We start from the raw sequence: 23,397 nt of genomic DNA on the forward strand, positions 1-23,397 counted from the left end.
AAACCGGCGTCTGAAGCGCACGATGTACGGACAAGGTTCACCATAGCGCCGTTGTCCTCAGTCGGCAAGAACCCTACCCGGCGTTGTCACGAGATCGTGACTGCGTCGGCCACGTCGAGGTCGAGCACGCGCCACCCCTCGGCGGTGGCCGCCTCGCGAAGATCCTCCGGAAACGGCTCGGTGCACAGCGCCATGACGGTCGGTCCCGCACCGGAGACCACAGCCGCGATGGATCGGGCCCGCAGAGTCGCGATCCAGCGCGTCGTGTCGGGCAGCGCTTGGGCGCGTTGGCCCTGATGCAGCAGATCCTCGGTTGCGGACATCAGCAGGTCCGGACGCTCGGTGAGCGCCACCACTGCGAGAGCGCTTCGACTCACGTTGAACGCCGCATCACGATGGGGCACCAACTCCGGCAACAACCCCCGAGTGTGCGAGGTGGACGAGCGCTCGGACGGCACGAGCACGACGACCTTGATGCTGGGATGCACCTCGAGCCTGACCGCCGCGTACTTTCGTGCCGTCACACTGGCATTGGGCGGTTCGCTCCACGACACGACGGCACCGCCGAGGCAGCTCGCCGACGCGTTGTCGGGATGACCCTCGAACTCGGACGACAACTGAACGAGCTGGCTGTCCGACAATGCACCGGCCGGATCGACCTTCGCGGCGAGCGCGTTGGCCGCTGCGAGACCCCCGACCACAGCCGACGCGGACGATCCGAGTCCGCGGGAGTGAGGAATTACGTTGCGGCAGTGAATATCCAAGCCATCAGCCCACACTCCGGCAGCTTCGAGTCCCCGCTCGATGGCGCGGACGACGAGGTGCGTCGGCCCCCACGGCACATCCGCCGACCCCTCGCCGTCGACATGAATCCGAAGTCCCGATGCGGTGGTCGTGACCTCGATTTCGTCGTAGAGCCCCAAAGCGATTCCGAGACTGTCGAATCCGGGCCCGATGTTGGCGCTGGACGCCGGAACGCGTGCGGTCACCGTGAGCCCGATCGGAAGTGTCGTCGTCATGGCCGGAGAGTCCGTCAACTCAGGCCAGCTCGAGCGCAGCCGCGACAGCGACGGGATCCACCGAAATCGGCTCTACGACAGGCATTCCCGACAATGCCGTATCGGGATCCTTCAGGCCGTTTCCGGTGACCGTGCACACCACGGTCAGGCCCGGTTCGAGCCATCCTTCCTTCCGAGCTGCGAGCAGCCCGGCGACACTGGCCGCAGAGGCGGGTTCGACGAACACACCCTCGGTCTTGGCGATCAACCGGTACGCCTCGAGGATCTCCTCGTCGGTCGCTGCACGGAATGCACCGCCCGATTCCTCCTTGGCGTTGACGGCACCGTTCCAGGATGCGGGCGAACCGATACGGATCGCGGTGGCGATCGTCTCCGGATCCTTCACCGGTGCACCGTGAACCAGCGGGGCAGCACCAGCGGCCTGCACTCCCAGCATCCGCGGCTTGCGGGTGGTGAGACCGTCGCGAAAGTACTCGGAGTACCCGCGCCAGTAGGCAGTGATGTTGCCGGCGTTTCCGACCGGCAACGCATGGATGTCCGGGGCGTCGCCGAGGGCGTCACAGATCTCGAACGCCGCGGTCTTCTGGCCTTCGATACGAACGGGATTGACCGAGTTGACCAATCCGATTGTCGGGAACTCCGCGGTGGTCTTGCGGGCCAATTCGAGGCAATCGTCGAAGTTACCCTGCACCTGAATGATCTTGGCTCCGTGCATGACCGCTTGCGCAAGCTTGCCCATGGCGATCTTCCCCTGCGGGACGAGCACCGCACAGCTCATCCCGGCCTTGGCCGCGTAGGCGGCCGCCGAAGCCGAGGTGTTGCCGGTCGAGGCGCAGAGCACGGCTTCCTGGCCACGGGCGAGAGCGTCGGTCACCGCCATGGTCATTCCGCGGTCCTTGAAGGAACCTGTGGGATTGAGCCCTTCGACCTTGAGATGCACTGTGCAGCCGGTCAATTCGGACAGGTGCCCGGCGGGCAACAGCGGAGTTCCGCCTTCGCGCAGCGTGACGGTCTTCCAGTCCGGTCCGATGGCCAGACGCGAGCGGTACGCCTCGATCAGACCGGGCCAGGGGGTGTGGACGCTCATACTGTGGTGCCTTCCAATCGGAGAACGCTGGCGACGTGGACGACCACATCGAGCTGTTCGAGCGATGCAACTGTTTCGGACAGCGCGGAATCGGCCGCGAGGTGGGTGACGACGACGAGCCTGGCTCCGTCACCCGAGCCGTGCTGGCGCACCGTCGAGATACTGACGTCGCGCTTGGAGAACTCCGCCGCCACGGTCGCCAGCACGCCGGGCTTGTCCGCGACCTGCATGCTGACGTAGTAGCGAGTGAGGATGTCACCCATGGGGGCCACCTTGAGCTTGGCGTACTTGGATTCGAGGGGACCCCGTCCCCCGTAGAACTTGTTGCGCGCGGCCATGACCAGATCGCCGAGTACGGCGGATGCCGTCGGAGCGCCGCCTGCGCCCTGTCCGTAGAACATCAGACGTCCGGCGGCCTCGGCTTCGACGACGACGGCGTTGAACGCACCGTTGACCGATGCCAGCGGGTGCTCCAGCGGAACCAGCGCCGGGTAGACCCGGGCGGAGATTCGCTCCTTGCCCTTGGGCGTGACGATCCGCTCGCAGATGGCCAACAGTTTGATGGTGCAGTCCAGCGACTTCGCAGTCTCGAGGTCGTCCGTAGTGATGTTGCTGATGCCCTCGCGGTAGACGTCCCCGGCAGTGACCCGCGTGTGGAATGCGATGGACGCCAGGATGGCGGCCTTCGACGCCGCGTCGTAGCCCTCGACGTCGGCGGTCGGGTCGGCCTCGGCGTAGCCCAGACGCCCTGCCTCGGCCAGGGTTTCGGCGTAGTCCGCCCCGGTCTCGTCCATGGCGGAGAGAATGAAGTTGGTGGTGCCGTTGACGATCCCGGCGACCTTGTTCACGCGGTCACCGGCGAGGGACTGCATCAGTGGACGAACGACCGGAATGGCTCCGGCCACGGCCGCCTCGAAGTACAGGTCGGCACGCGACTTCTCGGCTGCGTCGGCAAGTTCGCCGGTGTACTCGGCCAACAGGGCCTTGTTCGCCGTGATGACGGACTTGCCCTTCTCCAGCGCAGAAAGCACCAACTTGCGGGGAATGTCGATGCCGCCGAGTACCTCGACGACGATGTCGACGTCGTCGCGGCCGACCAGCTCTGCCGGGTCGTCGGTGAGCAGCTCGGCCGGTACTCCCCGGTCGCCATCGATTCGACGCACTGCGATGCCCCGAATCGCCAGTGGCGCACCGATTCTCGCCTCGAAATCCTCCGCGTTCTCGGTGAGGATCCGGACGACCTCGCTACCGACGTTTCCGAGTCCGAGTACGGCGACGCCTATCGGCTTCGATGTCATGGCTGAACCTCCAAGCTGAGCAGATCTTCGATTGTTTCCCGCCGCAGGATCAGGCGTGCTTGCCCGTCCACGACCGCAACCACAGCGGGCCGCGTCAGCAGGTTGTAGCGACTGGACATGGAGTAGCAATAGGCCCCGGTGGCCGCTACCGCGAGCAGGTCACCCGGCCCGACATCTGCCGGCATCCAGGTGTTCTTGATGACGATGTCGCCGCTCTCGCAATGCTTTCCAACCACCCGAGCCAGGACTGCCTCGGCGTCGCTCGAGCGTGAGACCAGCCGACAATCGTATTCGGCCTGATACAGCGAGGTCCGAATGTTGTCGCTCATGCCGCCGTCGACGCTGATGTAGCGCCTACGCGTCGACTTGTCGACGGTGACATCCTTGATCGTGCCGACCTCGTAGAGCGTCACTGTCCCCGGTCCGGCGATGGCGCGGCCGGGCTCGACGGCAATCGTCGGAACCGGTAGTCCTACTGCGGCGGACTCCGTCTCGACGATGGCGGTCAGCTTCGCCGCGAGTTGCTCCACCGGGGGCGGATCGTCACTCGGCACGTACGAGATACCCATGCCGCCGCCGAGATCGAGTGTCGAAATCTGTGCGGTCTTGTCGACGCCGAACTCCGAGACGATGTCTCGCAGCAGCCCGATGACCTTGTGGGCTGCCAACTCGAAACCGTCGACCTCGAAGATCTGCGACCCGATGTGACTGTGCAGTCCGACGAGGCGCAGGTTGTCGGCAGCGAACACGCGCCGGACCGCGTCGAGTGCGGAGCCGTCGGCGAGCGAGAACCCGAACTTCTGATCCTCGTGCGCGGTCGCGATGAACTCGTGCGTGTGCGCTTCCACACCGACGGTGATGCGGATCAGAACGTCCTGCACCACACCGGCTGCGCCGGCGACACCGTCGAGACGGTCGATCTCGATGTTGGAGTCGAGCACCACATGCTCGACGCCTGCGCGCACGCCGGCCTCGAGCTCTGCGACGGATTTGTTGTTGCCGTGCATGGCAATTCGGTTCGCGGGGAAGCCTGCGGCCAACGCAATGGCCAGCTCGCCGCCGGAGCAGATATCGAGCGAGAGACCCTCGTCGGCCACCCAACGCGCGATCTCTCCGCACAGAAAAGCCTTGGAGGCGTAGTGAACTCGCTCCGGCGCGCCGAAGGCGGCGGCCATCTCACGGCAGCGCGAACGGAAGTCGTTCTCGTCGATGACGAACAGAGGCGTCCCGTACTGTTCCGCGAGATCGGTGACCGACACTCCGGCGAGACGAACCGTGCCGTCGTCACCGCGCTCGGCATTACGGGGCCATACCTGCTCGGGAAGCGTCGTCATCTCCGACGCGGCGCTCGGACGCTCGGACATCGATTGCACGGCTGGGGCGTCGGCGTGCTTGGGCCCTGCCGGATGTGCGCTCACATGCGCTCCGGTGCGCTGACACCGAGCAGTTCGAGGCCGTTGGCCAGAACCTGCCGGGTGGCATTACCCAAGGCCAGTCGGGCGGTGTTCACAGGTCCGGGCTCCTCGTCTCCTTGTGGAAGTACTCGACACGCACCGTAGAAACGGTGGTAGGCCCCCGCCAGCTCTTCAAGGTAGCGGGCGATCCGGTGTGGTTCGCGTAGTTCTGCGGCACTGGCCACCACGCGCGGGTACTCGCCGATCGTCCTGATCAGCTCGCCTTCCTGCTCGTGCGTCAGCAGGCTCAGATCGGGATCGTCGGCGAGAATTCCCAGTTCGGCGGCATTGCGAGCGAGCGAGGCCAGCCGGGCGTGGGCGTACTGCACGTAGTAGACCGGGTTCTCGTTGCTCGCACTCGCCCACAGCGCGAGGTCGATGTCGATGCTGGAGTCGACGGACGAGCGGATCATGACGTATCGCGAGGCGTCGACGCCGATGGCGTCGACCAGGTCGTCGAGCGTGATGACGGTTCCGGCGCGCTTGCTCATCTTCACCGCGACGCCGTCGCGCACGAGGTTGACCATCTGGCCGATCAGCACCTCGACGGTCTCGGGGTCGTCCCCGAATGCCGCCGCGGCCGCCTTGAGCCGCCCGATGTATCCGTGGTGGTCGGCTCCGAGCATGTAGATGCACAGGTCGAAACCGCGCTGACGCTTGTTCTGGAAGTAGGCGATGTCGCCTGCGATATACGCCGCGTTACCGTCGCTCTTGATGACGACGCGGTCCTTGTCGTCGCCGTACTCGGTGGACCTGAGCCACCAGGCCCCGTCCTCCTCGTAGAGACTCCCCGAGCTCTTGAGGTACTCGACCGACTTCTCGACGGCCCCTGACTCGAACAGCGAGTTCTCGTGGAAGTAGACGTCGAAGTCCACACCGAACTCGTGCAGGTTCGCCTTGATTCGGTCGAACATCAGGTGCGTTCCGATGGACCGGAACGCTTCTTCCTGAGCTTCGGGGGCCAGTGCGAGCGCCTCTGGTTCCGTCTCCAGCACCTTCGATGCGATCTCGGCGATGTACTCGCCCGCATAACCGTTCTCGGGTGCAGGCTCACCCTTCGCAGCGGCGATGAGCGAGCGGCTGAATCGATCGATCTGGGCACCGTGATCGTTGAAGTAGTACTCACGGGTGACCTCGGCACCGTGGGCGCTCAGGACGCGTCCGAGCGCATCGCCGACGGCCGCCCACCGGGTACCGCCCAGGTGCACCGGACCGGTGGGGTTGGCCGAGACGAATTCGAGGTTGACCCTCTTGCCTGCCATCGACGATCCGCCGCCGAACGCCGAACCTGCAGCCAGCACGCGGGCGACGATCTCCCCCTGCGCGGCGGCAGCGAGCCTGATGTTCAGGAAACCGGGTCCGGCGACATCGGCACTGTCGATCGCGGCGTCGGCTGCGAGCGCTTCGGCGAGCCAACCGGCGAAATCTCGGGGGTTGGCTCCGGCCTTCTTCGCGACCTGCAGTGCCACGTTGGTTGCGTAATCGCCGTGCTCGGGATTGCGGGGACGCTCGACGGTGAGCTTCCCAGGGAGAACGGATGCGTCCAGGCCGCGGTCGGCGAGCACCTTCGTGGCGGTCGCGTGGAGCAGTTCGGCAAGATCGGCGGGAGTCACAGGTAGCTATCCTATTGGCTGGTGTGCGGCGTACTCGCATCCACTGCCCGTCCGATCGCGGGCTCACCCGGCCCACGCGCTCGTTGCAGGCTCTGAGCACGCTCTCAGGCGGAGAACGTACAGTAAGGGCGCTCTGCGCGGACGGTGCGTCGCCACCCCCGTCACCAGCAGATACGCACGACCAGCGACACCGACCACCAACTTTCCTCGACTGAGAGAGCAACCACAGCGATGCCAACGGGTCCCGACAAAGGCAGTCAGAACAAGTCGGCTGCGAAGGCGGACAAAGCCATCAACGCAGCCAACAAGAAGTCAGCTCGCAAGCAGAAGGGCGGCGTGCCCGCCGCCAAGGGCAGGCAGATTCCCTGGCTGACGGTTGCCGGTGTCGTCGTGGTCGTCGGCCTCGTCGCTGGTCTCGGGATCAACCTGTACCCGAAGTACCAGGACCGCGCCGAAGCGCAGAAGTTCGAGCCCAGCGAGAGCAACCAGGATCCGTCGACGGACATCGACGGTGTGACCGTCCAGGAGTACCCGGCTGCTCTGCACGTCTCACGCGCGCAGCGAGTTGCGTACGATCAGTCGCCGCCCTTCGGTGGGCCACACGATGCCGTGTGGGCCACCTGCACCGGAATTGTCTACCCCGAGGCGATCCGCACCGAGAATGCCGTGCACTCGCTCGAGCACGGAGCCGTCTGGGTCACCTACAACCCGGATGATCTGAACGAAGACCAGGTCGAGTCGCTGGCCGACCGCGTAGACGGTGAAACCCAGATGATGATGTCGCCCTACCCCGGTCTCGACAGCCCGGTTGCGCTGCAGTCCTGGGGTCACCAGCTGAAGTTGGACAGCGTCGACGACGAGCGCATCGGCCAGTTCATCTCGGCCCTCCGCCTCAACCGCTTCGCTTACCCGGAGGTCGGTGCCAGCTGCGCATCGGTTCCGGGAACGGGCGACAACGCTTTCGATCCCGACAATCCCCCGTTGTTCGACGCCTCCGCGCCCGGCCCTGACGCGGTGCCGATGGACGGCGCCGGGATCACTCCCGACGCCAGCGAGATCGGCGGAACCGGCGGACTTCCCGGCGGTGCACAGCTGCCCAGCGACCTCGAGGTGCCCGCGAGCTGATGACCGAACCGACCGTCGACCCGTCCACCGTTCCGTCCGAGGCCAAGCGGAGCCAGCGCACCACGCTGGTGGCGTTGGCGCTGATCGCCGTCCTGGCGATCGGCTTCGCCGTGGGCTTTCTGGTGGGGAACCCGTTCCGTGACGGTGACAGCTCGCCTGCCGCGGACTCGGTCGATGTCGGCTTCGCCCAGGACATGACCGTGCATCACAACCAGGCGATCGAGATGGCAGCGGTTGCCTTGACCAACGCCCCCGATCAGGCCGTCAAGAGCCTCGCATTCGACATGCTCACCTCGCAGCAGAATCAGGTGGGCCAGATGCAGGGCTGGCTGGCGCTGTGGGACCGCGCACCGATATCGACCGACGGCTACATGACGTGGATGACCGAAGACGACTCCCACGGTCATTCGATGGGCGGCATGTCGATGGAACCGGGGTCCGCCGATCCCACCAGGGCCATGCCCGGCATGGCCAGTTCCGCGGAGCTGGCCGAGCTTCGGCAGGCCACCGGCACGGACGTCGACGTCATGTTTCTCCAGCTCATGCTTCGGCATCACGAGGGCGGCCTGGCCATGATGGAGTACGCCCGGATTCACGCGCAGTCCCCTGCGGTGATCAACTTGGCCGAATCCATGGTGGCTACCCAGACGAGCGAGTCGACGCTGATGAAGCAGATGCTCGCCGAGAAGGGTGCGCAGCCGCTGCCCGAGGGGTGATTTCGGCTCCCGTCGCCCATGCGCTAGTCTTTCGTACAGCCCAACAGGCACGCCGGTACTGCCGGTGCGCCCCCGTAGCTCAGGGGATAGAGCGTTCGCCTCCGGAGCGAAAGGCCGCAGGTTCGAATCCTGCCGGGGGCACACATCTTTGAACGCACGTGACCGTTGCAGCGTGACTGCCTCGAACGAGACGGTGGACGTCGATGTCCGAGAATCTCCCCCCGATCGAGACCGTCGTCGACGACTTGTATTCGCTACCTCCCGCCGAGTTCGTTTCCCATCGCTCCGCGTACGTAGCCCGGTTCAAGAAGTCCGGCGACAAAGCCGGTGCCGCGTCCATCGGCGCCTACCGCAAGCCCACGGTTGTCGCGTGGTTGGTGAACGTCCTCGCCCGCCGTGACGAATCGGCGCTGGCGGAACTGTTCGAGCTCGGCGAGCAGCTCGAGCGAGCACAACAGCGCGGTGACGGCCCCCGCCTACGCGAGTTGTCCACCGCTCGAAGCAGTTCGATACGCACCCTGACCGAGAAGGCCGTCTCCTTGGGGCGCGAACTCGGAGCGACCGTCGGCGACAACGCAGCGCGCGAGATCTCCAACACCCTCAACGCGGCGATGGCCGACCCCGAGATTCGCGACCGCGTACGTGCGGGCCGAACAGTCACTGCCGAAACCTACAGCGGCTTCGGGCCTGCGCTGCTCTCACTCGTTCCCGACCCGCCCGACGACGCCACGCCCGACGAAGCCGCGGCCGAGACGGAAATAGATGACGTACACCCGGCCGCGTCCGAGTCCGATTCCGACGACACCTCCGAGGCCGACGAGCTCCGCGAGGCCGAACGCCAGAAGCTGGTCGCGGAGCTCGAATCTGCCGACACCGCGTTCGCTGACGCACGCGATGCGGCCGAAGCCGCTGACTCCGAAACAGCGCGTGCTGCGTCCGAACGACGCAGCGCCACAGCGGAAGTCGAGAGACTCGAAACCGAGCTGGACGCCGCCAAGGCGAGAGCGAAGGCGGCGCGGAAAGCAGTGAAGCGGAGCGTCGCACAGGCGGAGTCGGCCGCGGAAGTGCTCGAGGCGGCCCGGGTACGCGTGACACAAGCCCAGTCGGCTCTCGAAGACCTGAGCTGACCTACCCTGGCGGCATGACCACACGCTGGCAAGCCGAGAACTCCGCCGACGATTCCAAGCGCTACATCGAGCGATTCGACCGCCTCTCCGAACGCGGCGTGGATCTGCACGGCGAGGCCCGCATGGTCGACGCGGTGGTCGCTCCCGCGTCGAGCATTCTCGATGCCGGCTGCGGGACCGGCAGACTCGGTGCCGAATTGGCTCGACGCGGACACCGTGTGACCGCAGTGGATCTCGATCCGATCCTGGCCGAGGCAGCGCGAGCACATTCCGAACTCGACGTTCATGTCGCCGATCTGACGACGCTGGATCTGGCACGGACCTTCGACGCAGCCGTGGCCGCGGGGAACGTACTTGTCTTCATGAAGCCCGGTACCGAACGCGCAGCGCTCGAACGCATTTGGGCACACCTGACCGAAGGCGGGGTGTTCGTCACCGGATTCGCCACCGATCGTGAGTACACCGTCACCGCACTCGACAGCGATTTGGCCGCGGTCGGTTTCGTCGTCGAACACCGGTTCTCGACCTGGGATCTGCGGCCCTGGCGCGACGAGGCGGATTGGGCTGTGACAGTGGCGCGAAAGCCGGCTCTGCTTGCCTGACATGACGCGCACCGAGGCCGCTCGGCGACGTTTCGGAGGTGATTCGACCGTTCTTCGAGTTCTTGCACCGTTGCCCGCAAAGGCACCCGTCTGCCTTCACTTCGCACACTCGTCGTAATTCGTCGTGGAGATTCGGTAGACGCTCGAACCGGACATCGTGGGAGGATGGACGGTATGCCAGCACCGTCTCCGCTTCCCCTCGATCCCATTGCAGAGGCGCACCGCCAGTGGACCGAGCACGGGTGGTCCGACGCTGCCGACGGCATGGCCGCGGTCACGTCGTTGATGCGCGCACAGCAGATCATGCTGGCCCGGGTCGAGGAAGCGCTGAAGCCCACGGGATTGACCTTCTCGCGCTACGAACTATTGACGTTGTTGACGTTCACCAAGAACGGCGCTCTACCGATGGCGAAGGCGAGTGCGCGTCTGCAGGTGCATCCCACCAGCGTGACCAATGCCGTCGACCGTCTCGAATCCGTCGGCTACGTGCGCCGCATTCCCCACCCCAGCGATCGACGGACGACCTTGGTCGAAATTACCGAGCAGGGGCGCACGTTGGCGGTCGAAGCCACCGAGCGCCTGAACTCGCTGGTGTTCGCCAAGCCCGGTCTCGCGCGCGACAAGCTTATGGCGCTGGTGCGCATACTTGCGGAACTGCGTTCGGATGCAGGCGATTTCGACAGTGATGACATCACCACATCATTCCGATTTCGATCGTGACTCGTCACAAGACAATGGCACACCCGTACCGTTCGTGATCCAATTGCTCCGGAACAGATCGGAGTCGGTCTGCTGAAGGGCGGGGCGGGGTGCTGGTACTGGGGGTCGGGGCGGGTGCGCATGGTGCACGCGCGATTCTGACGTATCTGGACAGCCCCCACCGCACACCCATCGTGTCGCGGACGGTGCGCCGCGCCCCCGGGCAATCATTGGCCACCACCATCGCCACCGGTGTCGATGCCATCCATTCCATCGCGGCAACGATGTCGCTCCCGGTGCAGTTCTCGGCCATCGCATACCGCGTTGCCACCGATCCCGGCTCGGTCGCTACCCGCGGCACCGCCCGAACGGCGTCACTGGTGCCGGAAACCGCTGCGCAAGTTCGCTATCTGCGATTCATCGGACTGGTACCGAACCACGGCGTCACCGTTCTGTGCGATATCGGTAGCACCGGAACGACGGTCACCGTCATCGATCTCGCGTCCTCTCGAACGCTGATGACGAGGCGTACCGCCACGTTCTGCGGCGATGATCTCGACCACTCGGTGCGCCGGCTGCTCTCCTCCAACGGCGTTCGCGTCGGACTCGACGCCAGCCGATCCATCAAGGAGCAACTGAGTATCGACTCCGTTGTCAGCACGGCGGACCCGTCCGGAGTCGCGCGCCACGTGCTGACCCGCCGAGACTTCGACGATCTGATCGCAGGACCGGTTCGGTATGCGGGCATGCTCGTCGAGCAAACGATCCAACTGGCCGGTGCCAGACCGCAGTCCATCGTCGTGGTCGGCGGCGGCGCCAACATCACCTCGATAGCGCGGTCGCTCGAGTTGCGGACCGGCCTACCCACCTTGGTACCGGCAATGCCCGAGTTGGTGTCGGCACGCGGTGCCGCCCTACTGTCTCCCGACAGGTAGGGCGACCCCACAAAGCGGCCTACCGGTGCTTAAAGTTGGGCGTCCGCTTCTCGATGAACGCAGACATCCCTTCCTTCTGATCTTCGGTTGCGAAGGCAGAGTGGAACACTCGACGTTCGAAGAGAACACCCTCGCTCAAGCTCGACTCGAACGATCGGTTCACTGCCTGCTTCGCCATCATGGTGATCGGCAGCGACATCTCGGCAATCGTGGTCGCGGTCGCGATCGCGTCGTCGAGTAGGTCTGCAACCGGCACGATGCGCGAGACGAGGCCTGCCCGCTCGGCTTCCTCGACCTTCATGTTGCGACCGGTCAGACACATCTCCATGGCCTTGGCCTTGCCTACCGCTCGCGTCAGGCGCTGCGACCCGCCGATGCCCGGAATGACGCCGAGTTTGATCTCGGGCTGTCCGAACACTGCTGTATCCGAGGCGATCAGCACATCGCACAGCATCGCGAGTTCACACCCGCCGCCGAGTGCGTACCCGGACACCGCCGCGATCAACGGCGTTCGAGCCGATGCCAGGCGGTCCCAGGCGGCAAAGAAGTCGTCGAGGTACACGTCCATGTAGGACTTGGGCTGCATCTCCTTGATGTCGGCCCCAGCGGCGAAGGCTCGCTCGGAGCCGGTGATCAGGATGGCACCGATCTCCGAGTCCGCGTCGAGCTCTTCGACCACCGAGACGACCTCGCGCATCAACTCGGAATTGAGCGCGTTCAACGCCTTCGGACGGTTGAGCGTGATGATGCCGACGCGTCCGCGCCGCTCGAGCAGAATGGTGTCGTAATCGGTCACAGGCCGGCTCCGTTCGAGCGCTCGCGGATGTCGTTGATGATGCCGGAGAAGTCGACGTCGGTGCCGCCCCCGGAGGTTTCCTTGAATCGAGCGTACAACTCGGCTGCCTGCAGGCCGAGAACACCCTCGACACCGTTGTCGCGCAGTGCGTTCGCAGCCAGACCGAGGTCCTTGTCCATCAACGCCGCAGCGAAACCGGGCTTGTACTCGTTGTTGGCCGGGCTCGTCGGAACGGGACCGGGCACCGGGCAGTTGGTCGTCAGCGCCCAGCACTGACCGGACGCAGTCGAGGCCACGTCGAACAGCGCCTGGTTGCTCAGGCCCAGCTTCTCCCCCAGCACGAACGCCTCACTGATGGCGATCATCGACACCCCGAGGATCATGTTGTTGCAGATCTTGGCGGCCTGGCCGTTACCCGCTGCACCGCAGTGCACCACCTTGCGCCCCATGACGTCGAGAACGGCTGCCGCAGAAGCGAAATCCTCTTCGGATCCGCCGACCATGAACGTCAGCGTTCCCGCGGCCGCTCCCCCCACTCCGCCGGACACCGGCGCATCGAGACTGCGGTGGCCGGCTTCGTGCACCCGCGTGTGCGCGGCGTGCGCGTCGGCGACGTCGATGGTCGAGGAATCGATGAACAGAGTTCCCGGTGCAGCGGCACGAAGCAGCTCCTCGTACAGCCCGAGTACCAGTTTCCCGTTCGGCAGCATCGTGATCACGATGTCGGCTCCGGCGACGGTCGCGACTGCGGACTCCATCACTGTGACGCCGTCTTTCGTGGCCTGCTCCAGCGCCGCGGGAACCAGATCGAAGCCCTGCACCGTATACCCGGCTGCAACCAGGTTCGCGGCCATCGGCCCACCCATATGCCCGAGGCCGATGAATCCGATCGTTTTCTCGCTCATGACTGCTCACCTTCTGTGTGTGCTTCGGACAGACCGAGTTCGGTGTCACCCAGGGGCGCGAAGTACCGGTCGACATCCTCGGCCGTGACGTCCGCCGACGTGGCGGGCTGCCACTGCGGATTGCGATCTTTCTCGACTACCTGCGCCCGAATGCCTTCGACCAGATCATGACTGCTCAGGGACGCGACCGACACGCGGTACTCCTCGTCGAGCACGGCCTCGAGCGACGGCAGCGTCGCTGCCCGCCGGAGTGACCGTAGCGTCACCGCAAGTGACACCGGCGATTTCGACGCGATGTCCTTCGCTGCCTGCTGCGCCTCCGGCACTGCAGAAGCGGCCAATGCGTCGACGATGCCTTGGACGTCGTCGCCCGCATAGCATTCGTCGATCCAGTCCTGCTGACCCTCGATGGCGGACTCCGGCGCAGTCTCGCTGAACGTCGCGATGGCCTCTCCGACGCCGACCGTCTCGAGTGCCGAGTAGAAATCTTCCAGCTTGTCGGAGGGCATGTAGTGATCGGCGAAGCCGACCGCGATGGCGTCGGCGGCGTTCATGCGCGCCGTGGTGAGAGCGAAGTGAGTCCCGATCTGCCCGGGCGCACGCGAAAGAAGGTATGTGCCACCGACATCGGGGATGAAGCCGATGCCGACCTCGGGCATCGCGATCTTCGACCGTTCGGTCACGATGCGAGTGTTGGCGTGGGCCGAGAGACCGACGCCCCCGCCCATGACGATGCCGTCCATGATGGCGACGAACGGCTTGGGAAACCTGGCGATCGCGGCATTGAGAACGTACTCGTCTCGCCAGAAGTCCTTGCTCCCGCTACCACCGTCCTTCGCATCGTGGTAGATCGAGACGATGTCGCCACCGGCGCACAAGCCCCGTTCGCCGGCACCGGTCAGCAGAACCGCGTCGACGCTGTCGTCGGTTGCCCACTGCGCCAGCATCGGTGCGATCTGCTGCACCATCGCATGCGAGAGTGCGTTGATGGCTTTCGGCCGGTTCAGAGTGATGCGACCGATCCCGCCGGACACCTCCAGGAGGACATCACTCATGCGGCACCCACGATCGAACGAGCAACGACGACGCGCATGATCTCGTTGGTACCTTCCAATATCTGGTGGACCCGAAGATCACGAACGATCTTCTCGACACCGTATTCGGCGAGGTAACCGTATCCGCCGAGCAGCTGCAGGGCACCGTTCGCGACTTCGAATCCGGTGTCGGTACCGAAACGCTTTGCCATCGCGCACATTTCGACCTTGTCCGGCGCGTCGTTCTGCAGCGCGTCCGCGGCTCGCCACAGCAGTGTGCGGGCGGCTTCGAGTTCGGTCTTGAAATCGGCCAACCGAAACTGCAGCGCTTGTGCATCGAGCAACCGAGCACCGAATGCCTTGCGCTCGGCCAGGTACGAGACCGCCTTGTCCAGGGCGGATTGTGCACCGCCGATCGAACATGCAGCGATGTTGATGCGGCCGCCGTTGAGGCCGTTCATGGCAATCCGGAAACCGTCACCCTCGTTGCCGAGAAGATTCTCGGCCGGGATGCGCACTTCTTCGAGAACGACCTGCCGGGTCGGCTGAGCGTTCCAGCCCATCTTCTTCTCGTTCGCGCCGAACGACAGTCCTGCGACGTCCTTGGGGACGATGAACGCCGAAATTCCTTTCGGCCCGGGTGCACCGGTGCGCGCCATCACCACGTACACCTCGGATGTGCCTGCGCCGGAAATGAATTGCTTGACGCCGTTCAACACGTACTCGTCGCCGTCGCGCACCGCCTTGGTGCCGAGCATCGCCGCATCCGAGCCCGCGCCGGGTTCGGTGAGGCAGTAGCTCCCCAGCTGGTCCATTGCGCACAGGCCCGGCAACCAACGCTGCCGTTGCTCGTCGTTCCCGTAGGTGTCGATCATCCAGGCGACCATGTTGTGAATGGAGATGTATGCCGCGATGGACGGGTCGCCGGTGGCGAGCTGCTCGAAAATTCGGACCGAATCGACTCTGGTCAAGCCCGATCCGCCTACATCCTCCCGAATGTAGATTCCGCCCATTCCCATGCCGGCGGCCTTGCGCATCACATCCACCGGGAAGTGCTTCTGCTGATCCCACTCGATGGCATTGGGTGCCAGGAACTCGTCCGCGAATTCGCGTGCGGTCTCGTTGATCGCTCGCTCGTCCTCGTTCAATGTGAACATCGCTGGATCAGTCCATGTTCGGGATGACGAAGTGATTCTGCGCAGCAGCCTCTTTGGTGCCCGACGGCCAGCGCTGAGTGACGGTCTTGGTCTTGGTGTAGAAGCGGATCGAGTCCGGTCCGTGCTGGTTCAGATCACCGAATCCAGAACGCTTCCAACCACCGAACGTGTGGTACGCGATCGGCACGGGAATCGGCACGTTGACGCCGACCATGCCGACCTGGACGCGGGAGCAGAAGTCGCGAGCGGTGTCGCCGTCGCGGGTGAAGATCGAGACGCCGTTGCCGTACTCGTGTTCGGTCGGCAGGCGCAGCGCGTCCTCGTAATCCTTCGCGCGGACGACGATCAGGACCGGGCCGAAGATCTCTTCCTTGTAGATCCGCATGTCGGTGGTCACCTTGTCGAACAGTGTTGCGCCCGCGAAGAATCCACCCTCATGGCCCTCGAGGCTGAAACCGCGCCCGTCGACGACCAGTTCGGCACCCTCGTCCACACCGATCTGGGTGTAATCGTTGACACGCTTGAGCGCATCGCTACCCACGAGCGGTCCGAAATCCGCGCCCTCGTCGTCGCTGCGACCGATCTTCAACTTCGCCACGCGCTCGGTCAGCTTGGCGACGAGCGCATCGGCGGTCTCCTCGCCGACCGGAACGGCGACGGAGATGGCCATGCAACGCTCGCCCGCCGAGCCGTAGGCGGCACCGAGCAGTGCGTCGGCAACCTCGTCGAGATCGGCGTCGGGCATCACCAGGGCGTGGTTCTTGGCCCCGCCGAAGCACTGTGCGCGCTTGCCGTGCTGGGCTGCCGTCTCGTAGATGTACTGCGCGATGGGCGTCGAACCGACGAAGCCGATCGCCTTGACTCGCTCGTCGGTGAGCAGCACGTCGACAGCAGTCTTGTCACCGTTGACGACGTTGAACACACCCGGCGGCAGTCCGGCCTCGAGAAAGAGCTCCGCGAGCTTGAGCGGCACGGACGGGTCGCGCTCGGACGGCTTGAGGATGAACGCGTTGCCGCACGCGATGGCCGGACCGGCCTTCCACAGCGGAATCATCGCGGGGAAGTTGAACGGGGTGATGCCGGCGACGACGCCCAGCGGCTGACGCATCGAATAGACGTCGATGCCGCCGCCCGCGCCCTCGGTGTACTCACCCTTGAGCAGATGCGGGACGCCCACAGCGAACTCGACGACCTCGACGCCGCGCTGGATGTCGCCCTTGGCGTCGGCGATGGTCTTGCCGTGCTCCGACGACAGCAGACGCGCGAGCTCTTCGGTGTCGCGGGTGACGAGCGCGAGGAACTTCATCAGCACGCGTGCGCGTCGCTGCGGGTTCCACTTCGCCCACTCACGCTGCGCCTGTTCGGCGTCGGCGATGACGGCTTCGACCTCGGATACGTCGGCCAGCGGCACCTTGGCCTGCACCTCGCCGGTGTTGGGATCGAAGACATCTCCGAACTGTCCGGAGGTGCCGGCGACATGCTTGCCGCCGATGAAGTGCGAGAGTTCGCGAGCCATGGAAATCGTCCGTCCTCGAGCGTGGATGTGAAGTACGCCCATCCTATAGTCGGAAGTCCATGTAAGTCCAGATCACTCACATGCGCTCGTAGAACTGCCTCAGATCAACGCATGCTCGACTGACCTCCGCCTCGGTGAATCCGTCGACGCGGAAGACCCGGCGGAGCATCAACGGGTCGAGGTCGTCCATCGCGGGAGCGAACGACACCTTGGGAAGATCGGGGAAGGACGCCCGATCGGCGAACCAGTCGTCGGCGTCGAAGTCCTCGCCCCCGTCACCGACGCCCTCGATCAGTTGGTCGAGGTCCACTCCACGCAAGGTCAAGATGGTGACCGCGGACGCGTCGATGTGTTCGGCGGCGATGTACATCAGCGCCGCCGCGTGCTTGCACGGCCACCCGTCGTCAGGACACGTGCAATCGAAATCGAGTTGACCTTTGTCGTGCGGCAACAACGTCGTGGCCAGTGCCTGCGGGATAGCGTTCGATGCCAGTTCGGCCAACATCCCGGGATTCGATCGCACCCGATCGATCAACGCGGCGACCTCACCCGAGGTCAACGGATCGACGGTGACCGAGGCCGAGAACGGCTCGAGTTGACTGCCCTGCACCTCGCCGTAGATCTGTCCACGCTCGATTCCGAGAGTGAGTACCTGGCCCTGGCGGGCGTACGTTCTACCCCGCGCGATGCGACCCGGATCGGCCAGATCCTCCATCGCAGCGACGAAGTGCCTACCCCACCACGTCTGCCCGAAGGCCCCGCGCTTGTTCCTGGACTCGATGCCGCCTTGTACTTTTCGACGCTTTCCGTACTGCGAGAAATCGACCATCACTCGCCCACCGCATCCTCGCTGAGGCGGAACAGTTCCCGCAGTTCCGCCGTGTCCATCTCGGTCACCCAGTTCTCGCCGGTGCCCACCGCCAGATCCGCCAGGCCCTGCTTGGAGACGAGCATCGAATCGATTCGCTCCTCCACGGTGCCGACGCACAACAATTTGCGCACCTCGACGTTCTTGCGCTGCCCGATGCGAAAGGCCCGGTCCGTAGCCTGATTCTCCACTGCCGGATTCCACCAACGGTCCAGGTGAACCACGTGATTGGCGGCCGTGAGATTCAACCCGGTGCCACCCGCCTTGAGCGAGAGCAGCATGATCGGCGGACCGCCGTCGTTCTGGAACCGCTCGACCATCGCATCACGTTTCGTCTTGCTCACTCCTCCGTGGAGGAACGGCACCTCGGCTCCGAAACGATCCGCGAAGTACGGTGCAACGAGCTCACCGAACTCCCGAAACTGCGTGAACAGCAGCACCTTCTCGTTGTCGCCCAGAATCGAATCGAGCATGTCCTCGACCAACCCGATCTTGCCCGATCGGTGCTGCCCCTTCTTGAGCACCGACGAACCGTCGGACAGGAAGTGAGCCGGGTGGTTGCACACCTGCTTGAGACGAGTGAGTGCGGACAGCACCGCGCCCTTGCGCTTCATACCCTTCGCATCGGCGATCTGCGCCATCATCTCGTCGACGACGGCCTTGTACAACGCGGCCTGCTCGGCGGTGAGGTTGGCGCGCACCGTCATCTCGTTCTTCTCGGGCAGGTCCGAGATGACCGTGGGATCGGTCTTGACGCGTCGCAGAATGAACGGCGACGTGATGGCTCGCAACCGTGAGACCGCGTTCTCGTCGTTCTCGCGCTCGATGGGTACCGAGAATCGCTTGCGGAAATCGGAGGGCCTGCCCAACATGCCCGGGTTCGCGAAATCGAGAATGGATCGCAATTCGTCCAGACGGTTCTCCACCGGCGTTCCTGTAAGAGCCAACTTGTGTTCCGCCGGAATGGCAAGCGCAGCCTTGGCCTGTACCGTGCCGGCGTTCTTGATGTGTTGTGCCTCGTCGAGCACCACGCGACGCCACGTCTGCTCCGAGAGCTGCGCGCGGTCCTTGGCCATCAACGCGTAGGTGGTGACGATCAGGTCGTGCTCGGCGATCGCCCGGTCGAGCTCCTCATCGCGCAATCGCGTCGGGCCGTGATGCACCAGAACTCGCAGTGCCGGGGTGAATTTCGCCGCCTCACGCTGCCAGTTGCCGACCACCGACATCGGGGCCACCAGCAGCGTCGGACTCGAATGTTGTTCGTGGGCAAGCAGCGTGAGCACCTGAAGCGTCTTTCCCAGGCCCATGTCGTCGGCGAGCACAGCACCGAGCCCGAGCCGGCTCATGAACGCGAGCCAGTCGAGTCCCCGCTGCTGGTAGGGCCTGAGGACTGCGTTGACGCCGTTCGGCACCGGGATCGTCTCGGGCACCGCGCCAGGCTCGAGCAGTGTGGCCGCCCAGCCTGTGGCGCGGATGTCCTGAATCGGAGCCGGGGGTGGATCTGCCAGCGTCATCTCACGCATCAGCGTGCTCAACGCGGTCCCGTCGCCGTGATGCTCCGCAACGTACTTCGCTGCCCGCGCCAGCTGACCGCCGTCGGCCAGCACCCACTGACCACGAAGCCGCACGAGATCGCCCTTGGAGACGGCGAGCCTGTTCATCTCCGCCTCGGTGAGCACCATGTCGCCCAATTGGAGCTGCCAGTCGTAGGACACCAGCTCGTCCATGCCGACCGCGCGATCAGCAGCAGCCTTGGTCACGGCGGGTGACTCGACTCGCAGCCTCATCGACGGGTCCAGCCGCGTCCACGCACGGGGCAGCAACACCGTCGTGCCCGAGGCCTGCAGCGCCGTCGCACCATGTTCGACGAGATCGATGACGACCGAGGTGGGAAGCAACAGATCCAGCGTCCCTTCGCGAGAAGGCACATCGCGCAGCCTGGGGTATGCCGCGACCGCCTCGCCGAGCTTGCGCACCGCGATCGACAGCAGCGTGGCATCGACCTTGCGGCTCATCGGAACCGGACGCGGCGCTTCGCCGTCTGCCCGCAGACACACCTGCAGGGTCCAGAACGACTCCACCGACTCGTCGGGGGATGTGTCGGTGTCGGCCTCGTCGTCATCCTCGGGTTCGAGCAGGCGTAAGACCAGGGCGGGTTCGTCGACCGTGAGGCTGGCGCGCCACTTCTCGAGAAGGGTCGACATCTGCTGAGTGCCCTCGTCGTACGGATCGTCGCGAACCAACGCGGACAGCAATGGGTGTTCCGAGTCGGGTCTTCCCAGAAGGGATCTCACGATGGGGTCGGTGAGCTCCTCGACCATGTCGTCCAGAATTTTTTTCGGTCGCTCGCCGGCGCGCTGCACCGACGGCATCGATACGGCAAGTTCGCTGAGCCAGGCTCGTTGGCGCTCACCACCGACAAGACGCCACCGCGGCCACCACTGCCCATCCATCTGTTTCAGCGCAGGAACGACGCGCCCGCCGCGGACCCACCGTTCGATTCCGCGAGCAACGTGCGCCAGGAATCGCAGATCTCCCGAGATCAACGCGTGGTCGGACGGCGTGCGCAACAACAGGTCCACCGCATCGTGCGGCGCGAGCGCAATGGCTGGAACCTGTACCGGGGCACGGGCGGTGGCACTCGGCCCGGCGCTCGGGAACGACACTGCCGCACGGTGCCGAAACGTTCTGATGAGCACCTGTGCGTGAGCCGCGGGCAGGTCGGGTTCGTCCCCGGTGGTCACTTCGTCGTCCCACAGCATGAGTCCGGCACCGGGCGACCACAGACCGTGCAGCATCGGTCCATCCAACCAGGACGCACCGACACCACCGCGGTGAGGCACTCCGACGAGGCCGCTCTGCGCACTGCCGATCGGCTCGAGAATAGGGCACAGTGGTCGCATGATCGCGTACGGATTCAGCGAATACGGCGGGCCGGAGACAGAGTCCCTTCTCGAGTTGCCCGTCGCCGAACCCGGACCGGGGCAGATACTCGTAGCGGTGCACGCGGCCGGGGTGAATCCCGCGGATTGGAAAGTGTGCAGGGGCAATCTCAAAGACACCGTGCAGATCACTCTGCCCGCGGTGCTCGGGCGGGAGGCGTCGGGCACCGTCGTCGACGTCGGTGCCGGTGTGCACGATTTCTCGGTCGGCGATCACGTATTCGGGGCAACCGCCACGGGACACGGCGGCTATGCCCAGTACACCGTCGTCAACGCGTCGGGCGCCGCCCGCAAGCCCGAGACGGTCTCATGGGTAGCCGCGGCGACCCTGCCGGTCGCGTCGGGAACCGCGTACGACGCGCTACGCCAGTTGGACCTGAGCGAAGGCGCCACCCTGCTCGTGCTCGGCGCGGGTGGCGGTGTGGGATCGGCGGTGCTCCAACTCGCGCGGGCGGACGGTATCGATGTCATAGCAGCGGCGAGCGCGGGCAAACGAGAGTGGATCGAGAGCCTCGGTGCCCGATTCATCGAATCCGGCAGTGATATCCCCGCCGAAGTCACCCGGCCGGTGGACGCCATCGTCGATCTCGTCGGCGGGGAGACGTTGCGTGGGGCGGCGACTGCCGCGTCGGGTACGCCGATCTTGAGCGTCGCAGATCCGGTGCTGGCATCGGAATGGGGTGGTTCGGGCGTGGTTCGCGATCGCACGACCGCTGCGTTCGAGCGGTTGGCGGAGCTGACCGCCTCGGGGGTACTGAAACCGCGGATCGGCCATGTCTTTCCGCTCGAGAAAGCCGGCGAAGCTCTCGCCCTCGTCGAGAACGGGCATGTGCTCGGCAAGGTCGTCATCGAGGTCCGCTGAGTCCGGTCGGCGATCGATGTCGGTACCGTCCGGCACACTGCTCCTGGCGAGGGACAGCCGCGAAACGACGATGGGGCGTGTGTGAGGAAACTGTGGGTAGCGGCGGCGCTGGTGATCGCCGCGGTGGTGATGGCTGCGTTCGGATCGTGCGATCGACCCGTCATCCCCGGCTTCTCCCCCGCCGCGCCTGCCCCCGGCAGCCCCACCCGAGTCCAGATCGACCAACTGCTCGCGCAGGTCCGAGTAATTGCGGCCCGGCCCGACGCTCCGGGATACGAGCGCGGATGCAAGAGCGGCGAAGGGTGTGTGTTCGGACCGGCGTGGACGGACGACTACGACGGGCCGGGCGGCCACGACGGTTGCGGAACTCGCGACAACGTCCTGGCCCTGTCCATGACGGAGATCGAGTTTCGCGACGGCACCCGTGACTGCGTGGTTCTGTCCGGTTGGCTCGCAGACCCGTACTCCGGTGAACGGCTGCAGTTCACCAAATCCGATGCCGGAAAAATTCAGATCGACCACGTCTACCCTCTGTCGGCCGCATGGGACATGGGCGCGCACGCGTGGCCGCCGGACAAGCGCGTTCTGTTCGCGAACGATGTCTCGTTCGAGTTGCTGGCCGTCAACGGGCCCGACAACCAATCGAAAAGCGATAAGACACCGTCGGATTGGATGCCGCCGAATGCGGCCTACCACTGCTTCTACGCGGGCAAGTACCTCTCGGTGGCCGCCCAGTACGAACTACCGATCACCGAAGCCGATCGCGGTGTTCTCGCATCGGTGGCAACAACGTGCGCGGCGTAAGGTGTTACCAATGTCAACGGCATCAGCACGCAGCTTTCTCGACCGTGAGACGCAGCTCTGCATGTCTCTGTCCGGCCGCCCGAGCAACTTCGGAACGCGCTTCCACAACTATCTGTACGACGAGCTGGGCCTGAACTTCGTCTACAAGGCGTTCAGCACTACAGATCTCGCCGCCGCCGTGGGTGGTGTTCGCGCACTGGGCATCCGGGGCTGCGCCGTCTCCATGCCGTTCAAGGAAGACGTCATCGATCTGGTCGACGTCATGCACGAGTCGGCGAGCGCCATCGACTCGGTCAACACCATCGTCAACGAGAGCGGCGTTCTGCACGCGTACAACACCGACTATCAAGCCGTGGCGAATTTGCTGACGGCCCATTCCGTGTCCCCCGATCTCTCGGTGGCCGTTGCCGGCAGTGGCGGCATGGCCAAGGCTGTGGTTGCGGCACTGCGAGATTCGGGTTTCACCAGCGGTACCGTCGTCGCGCGCAACGTTCATACCGGCCCGGCACTTGCCGAGGCCTACGGTTACCGATGGTCCGCCGACGCGGTGGCTGCGGACCTGTTGGTGAACGTCACCCCACTCGGCATGGCCGGGGGTCCCGATTCCGGGTCCATGCCGTTCACCACCGAACACATCGATGCGGCGCAGGCCGTGTTCGACGTCGTCGCGATGCCGTCGGAAACACCGCTCATCGTGGCCGCCCGGGCGGCGAACAAGCCGGTGATCACCGGCGCGGAAGTCATCGCCCTGCAGGCGGCAGAACAATTCGTTCTCTACACCGGGGTTCGGCCGTCGGACGAGCAGATCGCCCGCGCATCGGAGTTCGCGCGGAGCTGA

Annotated in this window: 21 protein-coding genes and 1 tRNA gene; 10 read left to right on the forward strand and 12 right to left on the reverse strand. The window is 65.1% G+C overall.

The genetic code is table 11. The features are described 5' to 3' along the window. Window positions 1-86 precede the first annotated feature (86 nt). The 5 genes from thrB to argS are packed head-to-tail and all read right to left on the reverse strand — an operon-like array spanning window position 87 to window position 6,471. Window positions 87-1,019, reverse strand: a complete 933-nt coding sequence (thrB, locus tag ACIGGF_RS20140; protein ID WP_397522928.1) for a homoserine kinase — start codon at window positions 1,017-1,019, stop codon at window positions 87-89. Between the two features lie 19 nt (window positions 1,020-1,038). Further along, window positions 1,039-2,106 (reverse strand): threonine synthase, encoded by a 1,068-nt coding sequence (gene thrC, locus ACIGGF_RS20145; RefSeq protein WP_397522929.1) that lies wholly within the window; start codon window positions 2,104-2,106, stop codon window positions 1,039-1,041. Continuing rightward, window positions 2,103-3,404 (reverse strand): homoserine dehydrogenase, encoded by a 1,302-nt coding sequence (locus ACIGGF_RS20150; protein ID WP_397522930.1) that lies wholly within the window; start codon window positions 3,402-3,404, stop codon window positions 2,103-2,105. The genes thrC and ACIGGF_RS20150 overlap by 4 nt, the downstream gene beginning before the upstream one ends. Next, window positions 3,401-4,822 (reverse strand): diaminopimelate decarboxylase, encoded by a 1,422-nt coding sequence (gene lysA / locus ACIGGF_RS20155; protein WP_397522931.1) that lies wholly within the window; start codon window positions 4,820-4,822, stop codon window positions 3,401-3,403. Before lysA ends, ACIGGF_RS20150 begins: the two co-directional genes overlap by 4 nt. After that, entirely contained in the window at window positions 4,819-6,471 is a 1,653-nt protein-coding gene (gene argS, locus ACIGGF_RS20160; protein WP_397522932.1) for an arginine--tRNA ligase, read from the reverse strand. The genes lysA and argS overlap by 4 nt, the downstream gene beginning before the upstream one ends. Before the next feature lie 231 nt (window positions 6,472-6,702). Here argS and ACIGGF_RS20165 point away from each other — a divergent pair, with 231 nt between their 5' ends. From ACIGGF_RS20165 to ACIGGF_RS20195, 7 genes are all read left to right on the forward strand, one after another. Then, complete coding sequence (locus ACIGGF_RS20165; protein WP_397522933.1) at window positions 6,703-7,596, forward strand: DUF3105 domain-containing protein; 894 nt, start codon at window positions 6,703-6,705, stop codon at window positions 7,594-7,596. Beyond that, window positions 7,596-8,312 carry a DUF305 domain-containing protein gene (locus ACIGGF_RS20170; RefSeq protein WP_397522934.1) on the forward strand — a complete coding sequence of 239 codons (717 nt, stop codon included), beginning with the start codon at window positions 7,596-7,598 and terminating at the stop codon, window positions 8,310-8,312. Before ACIGGF_RS20165 ends, ACIGGF_RS20170 begins: the two co-directional genes overlap by 1 nt. A 68-nt stretch (window positions 8,313-8,380) precedes the next feature. Continuing rightward, a tRNA-Arg gene (locus tag ACIGGF_RS20175) sits at window positions 8,381-8,453 on the forward strand. Window positions 8,454-8,515: 62 nt separating this feature from the next. Then, complete coding sequence (locus ACIGGF_RS20180) at window positions 8,516-9,439, forward strand: hypothetical protein (protein ID WP_397522935.1); 924 nt, start codon at window positions 8,516-8,518, stop codon at window positions 9,437-9,439. 14 nt (window positions 9,440-9,453) lie between these two features. Continuing rightward, a complete protein-coding gene (locus tag ACIGGF_RS20185) occupies window positions 9,454-10,041 on the forward strand; it encodes a class I SAM-dependent DNA methyltransferase (protein ID WP_397522936.1) in 588 nt (195 codons plus the stop codon). A gap of 174 nt (window positions 10,042-10,215) precedes the next feature. Continuing rightward, window positions 10,216-10,761, forward strand: coding sequence for a MarR family winged helix-turn-helix transcriptional regulator (locus ACIGGF_RS20190; protein WP_397522937.1), 546 nt, complete (start codon window positions 10,216-10,218; stop codon window positions 10,759-10,761). Between the two features lie 89 nt (window positions 10,762-10,850). Beyond that, a complete protein-coding gene (locus tag ACIGGF_RS20195; protein ID WP_397522938.1) occupies window positions 10,851-11,675 on the forward strand; it encodes a hypothetical protein in 825 nt (274 codons plus the stop codon). 19 nt (window positions 11,676-11,694) lie between these two features. Here ACIGGF_RS20195 and ACIGGF_RS20200 read toward each other — a convergent pair whose 3' ends face one another. The 7 genes from ACIGGF_RS20200 to ACIGGF_RS20230 form a co-directional block, all read right to left on the reverse strand. After that, entirely contained in the window at window positions 11,695-12,471 is a 777-nt protein-coding gene (locus ACIGGF_RS20200) for an enoyl-CoA hydratase (RefSeq protein ID WP_397522939.1), read from the reverse strand. Further along, the gene (gene mmsB / locus ACIGGF_RS20205) at window positions 12,468-13,376 is read right to left on the reverse strand and encodes a 3-hydroxyisobutyrate dehydrogenase (protein WP_397522940.1); all 909 of its coding nucleotides are present in this window, start codon (window positions 13,374-13,376) and stop codon (window positions 12,468-12,470) included. The genes ACIGGF_RS20200 and mmsB overlap by 4 nt, the downstream gene beginning before the upstream one ends. Further along, window positions 13,373-14,431, reverse strand: a complete 1,059-nt coding sequence (locus ACIGGF_RS20210) for an enoyl-CoA hydratase/isomerase family protein (protein WP_397522941.1) — start codon at window positions 14,429-14,431, stop codon at window positions 13,373-13,375. Before ACIGGF_RS20210 ends, mmsB begins: the two co-directional genes overlap by 4 nt. Then, window positions 14,428-15,567, reverse strand: coding sequence for an isobutyryl-CoA dehydrogenase (locus ACIGGF_RS20215; RefSeq protein ID WP_397522942.1), 1,140 nt, complete (start codon window positions 15,565-15,567; stop codon window positions 14,428-14,430). The genes ACIGGF_RS20210 and ACIGGF_RS20215 overlap by 4 nt, the downstream gene beginning before the upstream one ends. Before the next feature lie 7 nt (window positions 15,568-15,574). Beyond that, window positions 15,575-17,083 (reverse strand): CoA-acylating methylmalonate-semialdehyde dehydrogenase, encoded by a 1,509-nt coding sequence (locus ACIGGF_RS20220; protein ID WP_397522943.1) that lies wholly within the window; start codon window positions 17,081-17,083, stop codon window positions 15,575-15,577. A gap of 76 nt (window positions 17,084-17,159) precedes the next feature. Further along, complete coding sequence (locus ACIGGF_RS20225) at window positions 17,160-17,912, reverse strand: SWIM zinc finger family protein (RefSeq protein ID WP_397522944.1); 753 nt, start codon at window positions 17,910-17,912, stop codon at window positions 17,160-17,162. Beyond that, a complete protein-coding gene (locus ACIGGF_RS20230) occupies window positions 17,912-20,749 on the reverse strand; it encodes a DEAD/DEAH box helicase (protein ID WP_397522945.1) in 2,838 nt (945 codons plus the stop codon). The genes ACIGGF_RS20225 and ACIGGF_RS20230 overlap by 1 nt, the downstream gene beginning before the upstream one ends. A gap of 103 nt (window positions 20,750-20,852) precedes the next feature. Between ACIGGF_RS20230 and ACIGGF_RS20235 the strand changes: the two genes are divergently transcribed. From ACIGGF_RS20235 to ACIGGF_RS20245, 3 genes are all read left to right on the forward strand, one after another. Next, window positions 20,853-21,755, forward strand: coding sequence for an NADP-dependent oxidoreductase (locus tag ACIGGF_RS20235; RefSeq protein ID WP_397522946.1), 903 nt, complete (start codon window positions 20,853-20,855; stop codon window positions 21,753-21,755). 81 nt (window positions 21,756-21,836) lie between these two features. Next, entirely contained in the window at window positions 21,837-22,559 is a 723-nt protein-coding gene (locus ACIGGF_RS20240) for an HNH endonuclease family protein (RefSeq protein ID WP_397522947.1), read from the forward strand. A 10-nt stretch (window positions 22,560-22,569) separates the two neighbouring features. After that, on the forward strand, window positions 22,570-23,397 hold the full coding sequence (locus ACIGGF_RS20245) for a shikimate 5-dehydrogenase (RefSeq protein ID WP_397522948.1): 828 nt from the start codon (window positions 22,570-22,572) through the stop codon (window positions 23,395-23,397).

This window comes from Rhodococcus sp. NPDC078407 (assembly GCF_044542515.1).
In the GTDB taxonomy this organism is placed as follows: Bacteria; Actinomycetota; Actinomycetes; order Mycobacteriales; family Mycobacteriaceae; genus Rhodococcoides.

Excerpts from the sequence above, each read along its gene's own strand:
- thrB (WP_397522928.1), bottom strand. The coding sequence starts at position 1,019 with ATGACGACGACACTTCCGATCGGGCTCACGGTGACCGCACGCGTTCCG.
- thrC (WP_397522929.1), bottom strand. The coding sequence starts at position 2,106 with ATGAGCGTCCACACCCCCTGGCCCGGTCTGATCGAGGCGTACCGCTCG.
- ACIGGF_RS20150 (WP_397522930.1), bottom strand. The coding sequence starts at position 3,404 with ATGACATCGAAGCCGATAGGCGTCGCCGTACTCGGACTCGGAAACGTC.
- ACIGGF_RS20165 (WP_397522933.1), top strand. The coding sequence starts at position 6,703 with ATGCCAACGGGTCCCGACAAAGGCAGTCAGAACAAGTCGGCTGCGAAG.
- ACIGGF_RS20170 (WP_397522934.1), top strand. The coding sequence starts at position 7,596 with ATGACCGAACCGACCGTCGACCCGTCCACCGTTCCGTCCGAGGCCAAG.
- ACIGGF_RS20180 (WP_397522935.1), top strand. The coding sequence starts at position 8,516 with ATGTCCGAGAATCTCCCCCCGATCGAGACCGTCGTCGACGACTTGTAT.
- ACIGGF_RS20185 (WP_397522936.1), top strand. The coding sequence starts at position 9,454 with ATGACCACACGCTGGCAAGCCGAGAACTCCGCCGACGATTCCAAGCGC.
- ACIGGF_RS20190 (WP_397522937.1), top strand. The coding sequence starts at position 10,216 with ATGCCAGCACCGTCTCCGCTTCCCCTCGATCCCATTGCAGAGGCGCAC.
- mmsB (WP_397522940.1), bottom strand. The coding sequence starts at position 13,376 with ATGAGCGAGAAAACGATCGGATTCATCGGCCTCGGGCATATGGGTGGG.
- ACIGGF_RS20210 (WP_397522941.1), bottom strand. The coding sequence starts at position 14,431 with ATGAGTGATGTCCTCCTGGAGGTGTCCGGCGGGATCGGTCGCATCACT.
- ACIGGF_RS20215 (WP_397522942.1), bottom strand. The coding sequence starts at position 15,567 with ATGTTCACATTGAACGAGGACGAGCGAGCGATCAACGAGACCGCACGC.
- ACIGGF_RS20220 (WP_397522943.1), bottom strand. The coding sequence starts at position 17,083 with ATGGCTCGCGAACTCTCGCACTTCATCGGCGGCAAGCATGTCGCCGGC.
- ACIGGF_RS20225 (WP_397522944.1), bottom strand. The coding sequence starts at position 17,912 with ATGGTCGATTTCTCGCAGTACGGAAAGCGTCGAAAAGTACAAGGCGGC.
- ACIGGF_RS20230 (WP_397522945.1), bottom strand. The coding sequence starts at position 20,749 with ATGCTGCACGGTCTGTGGTCGCCCGGTGCCGGACTCATGCTGTGGGAC.
- ACIGGF_RS20235 (WP_397522946.1), top strand. The coding sequence starts at position 20,853 with ATGATCGCGTACGGATTCAGCGAATACGGCGGGCCGGAGACAGAGTCC.
- ACIGGF_RS20245 (WP_397522948.1), top strand. The coding sequence starts at position 22,570 with ATGTCAACGGCATCAGCACGCAGCTTTCTCGACCGTGAGACGCAGCTC.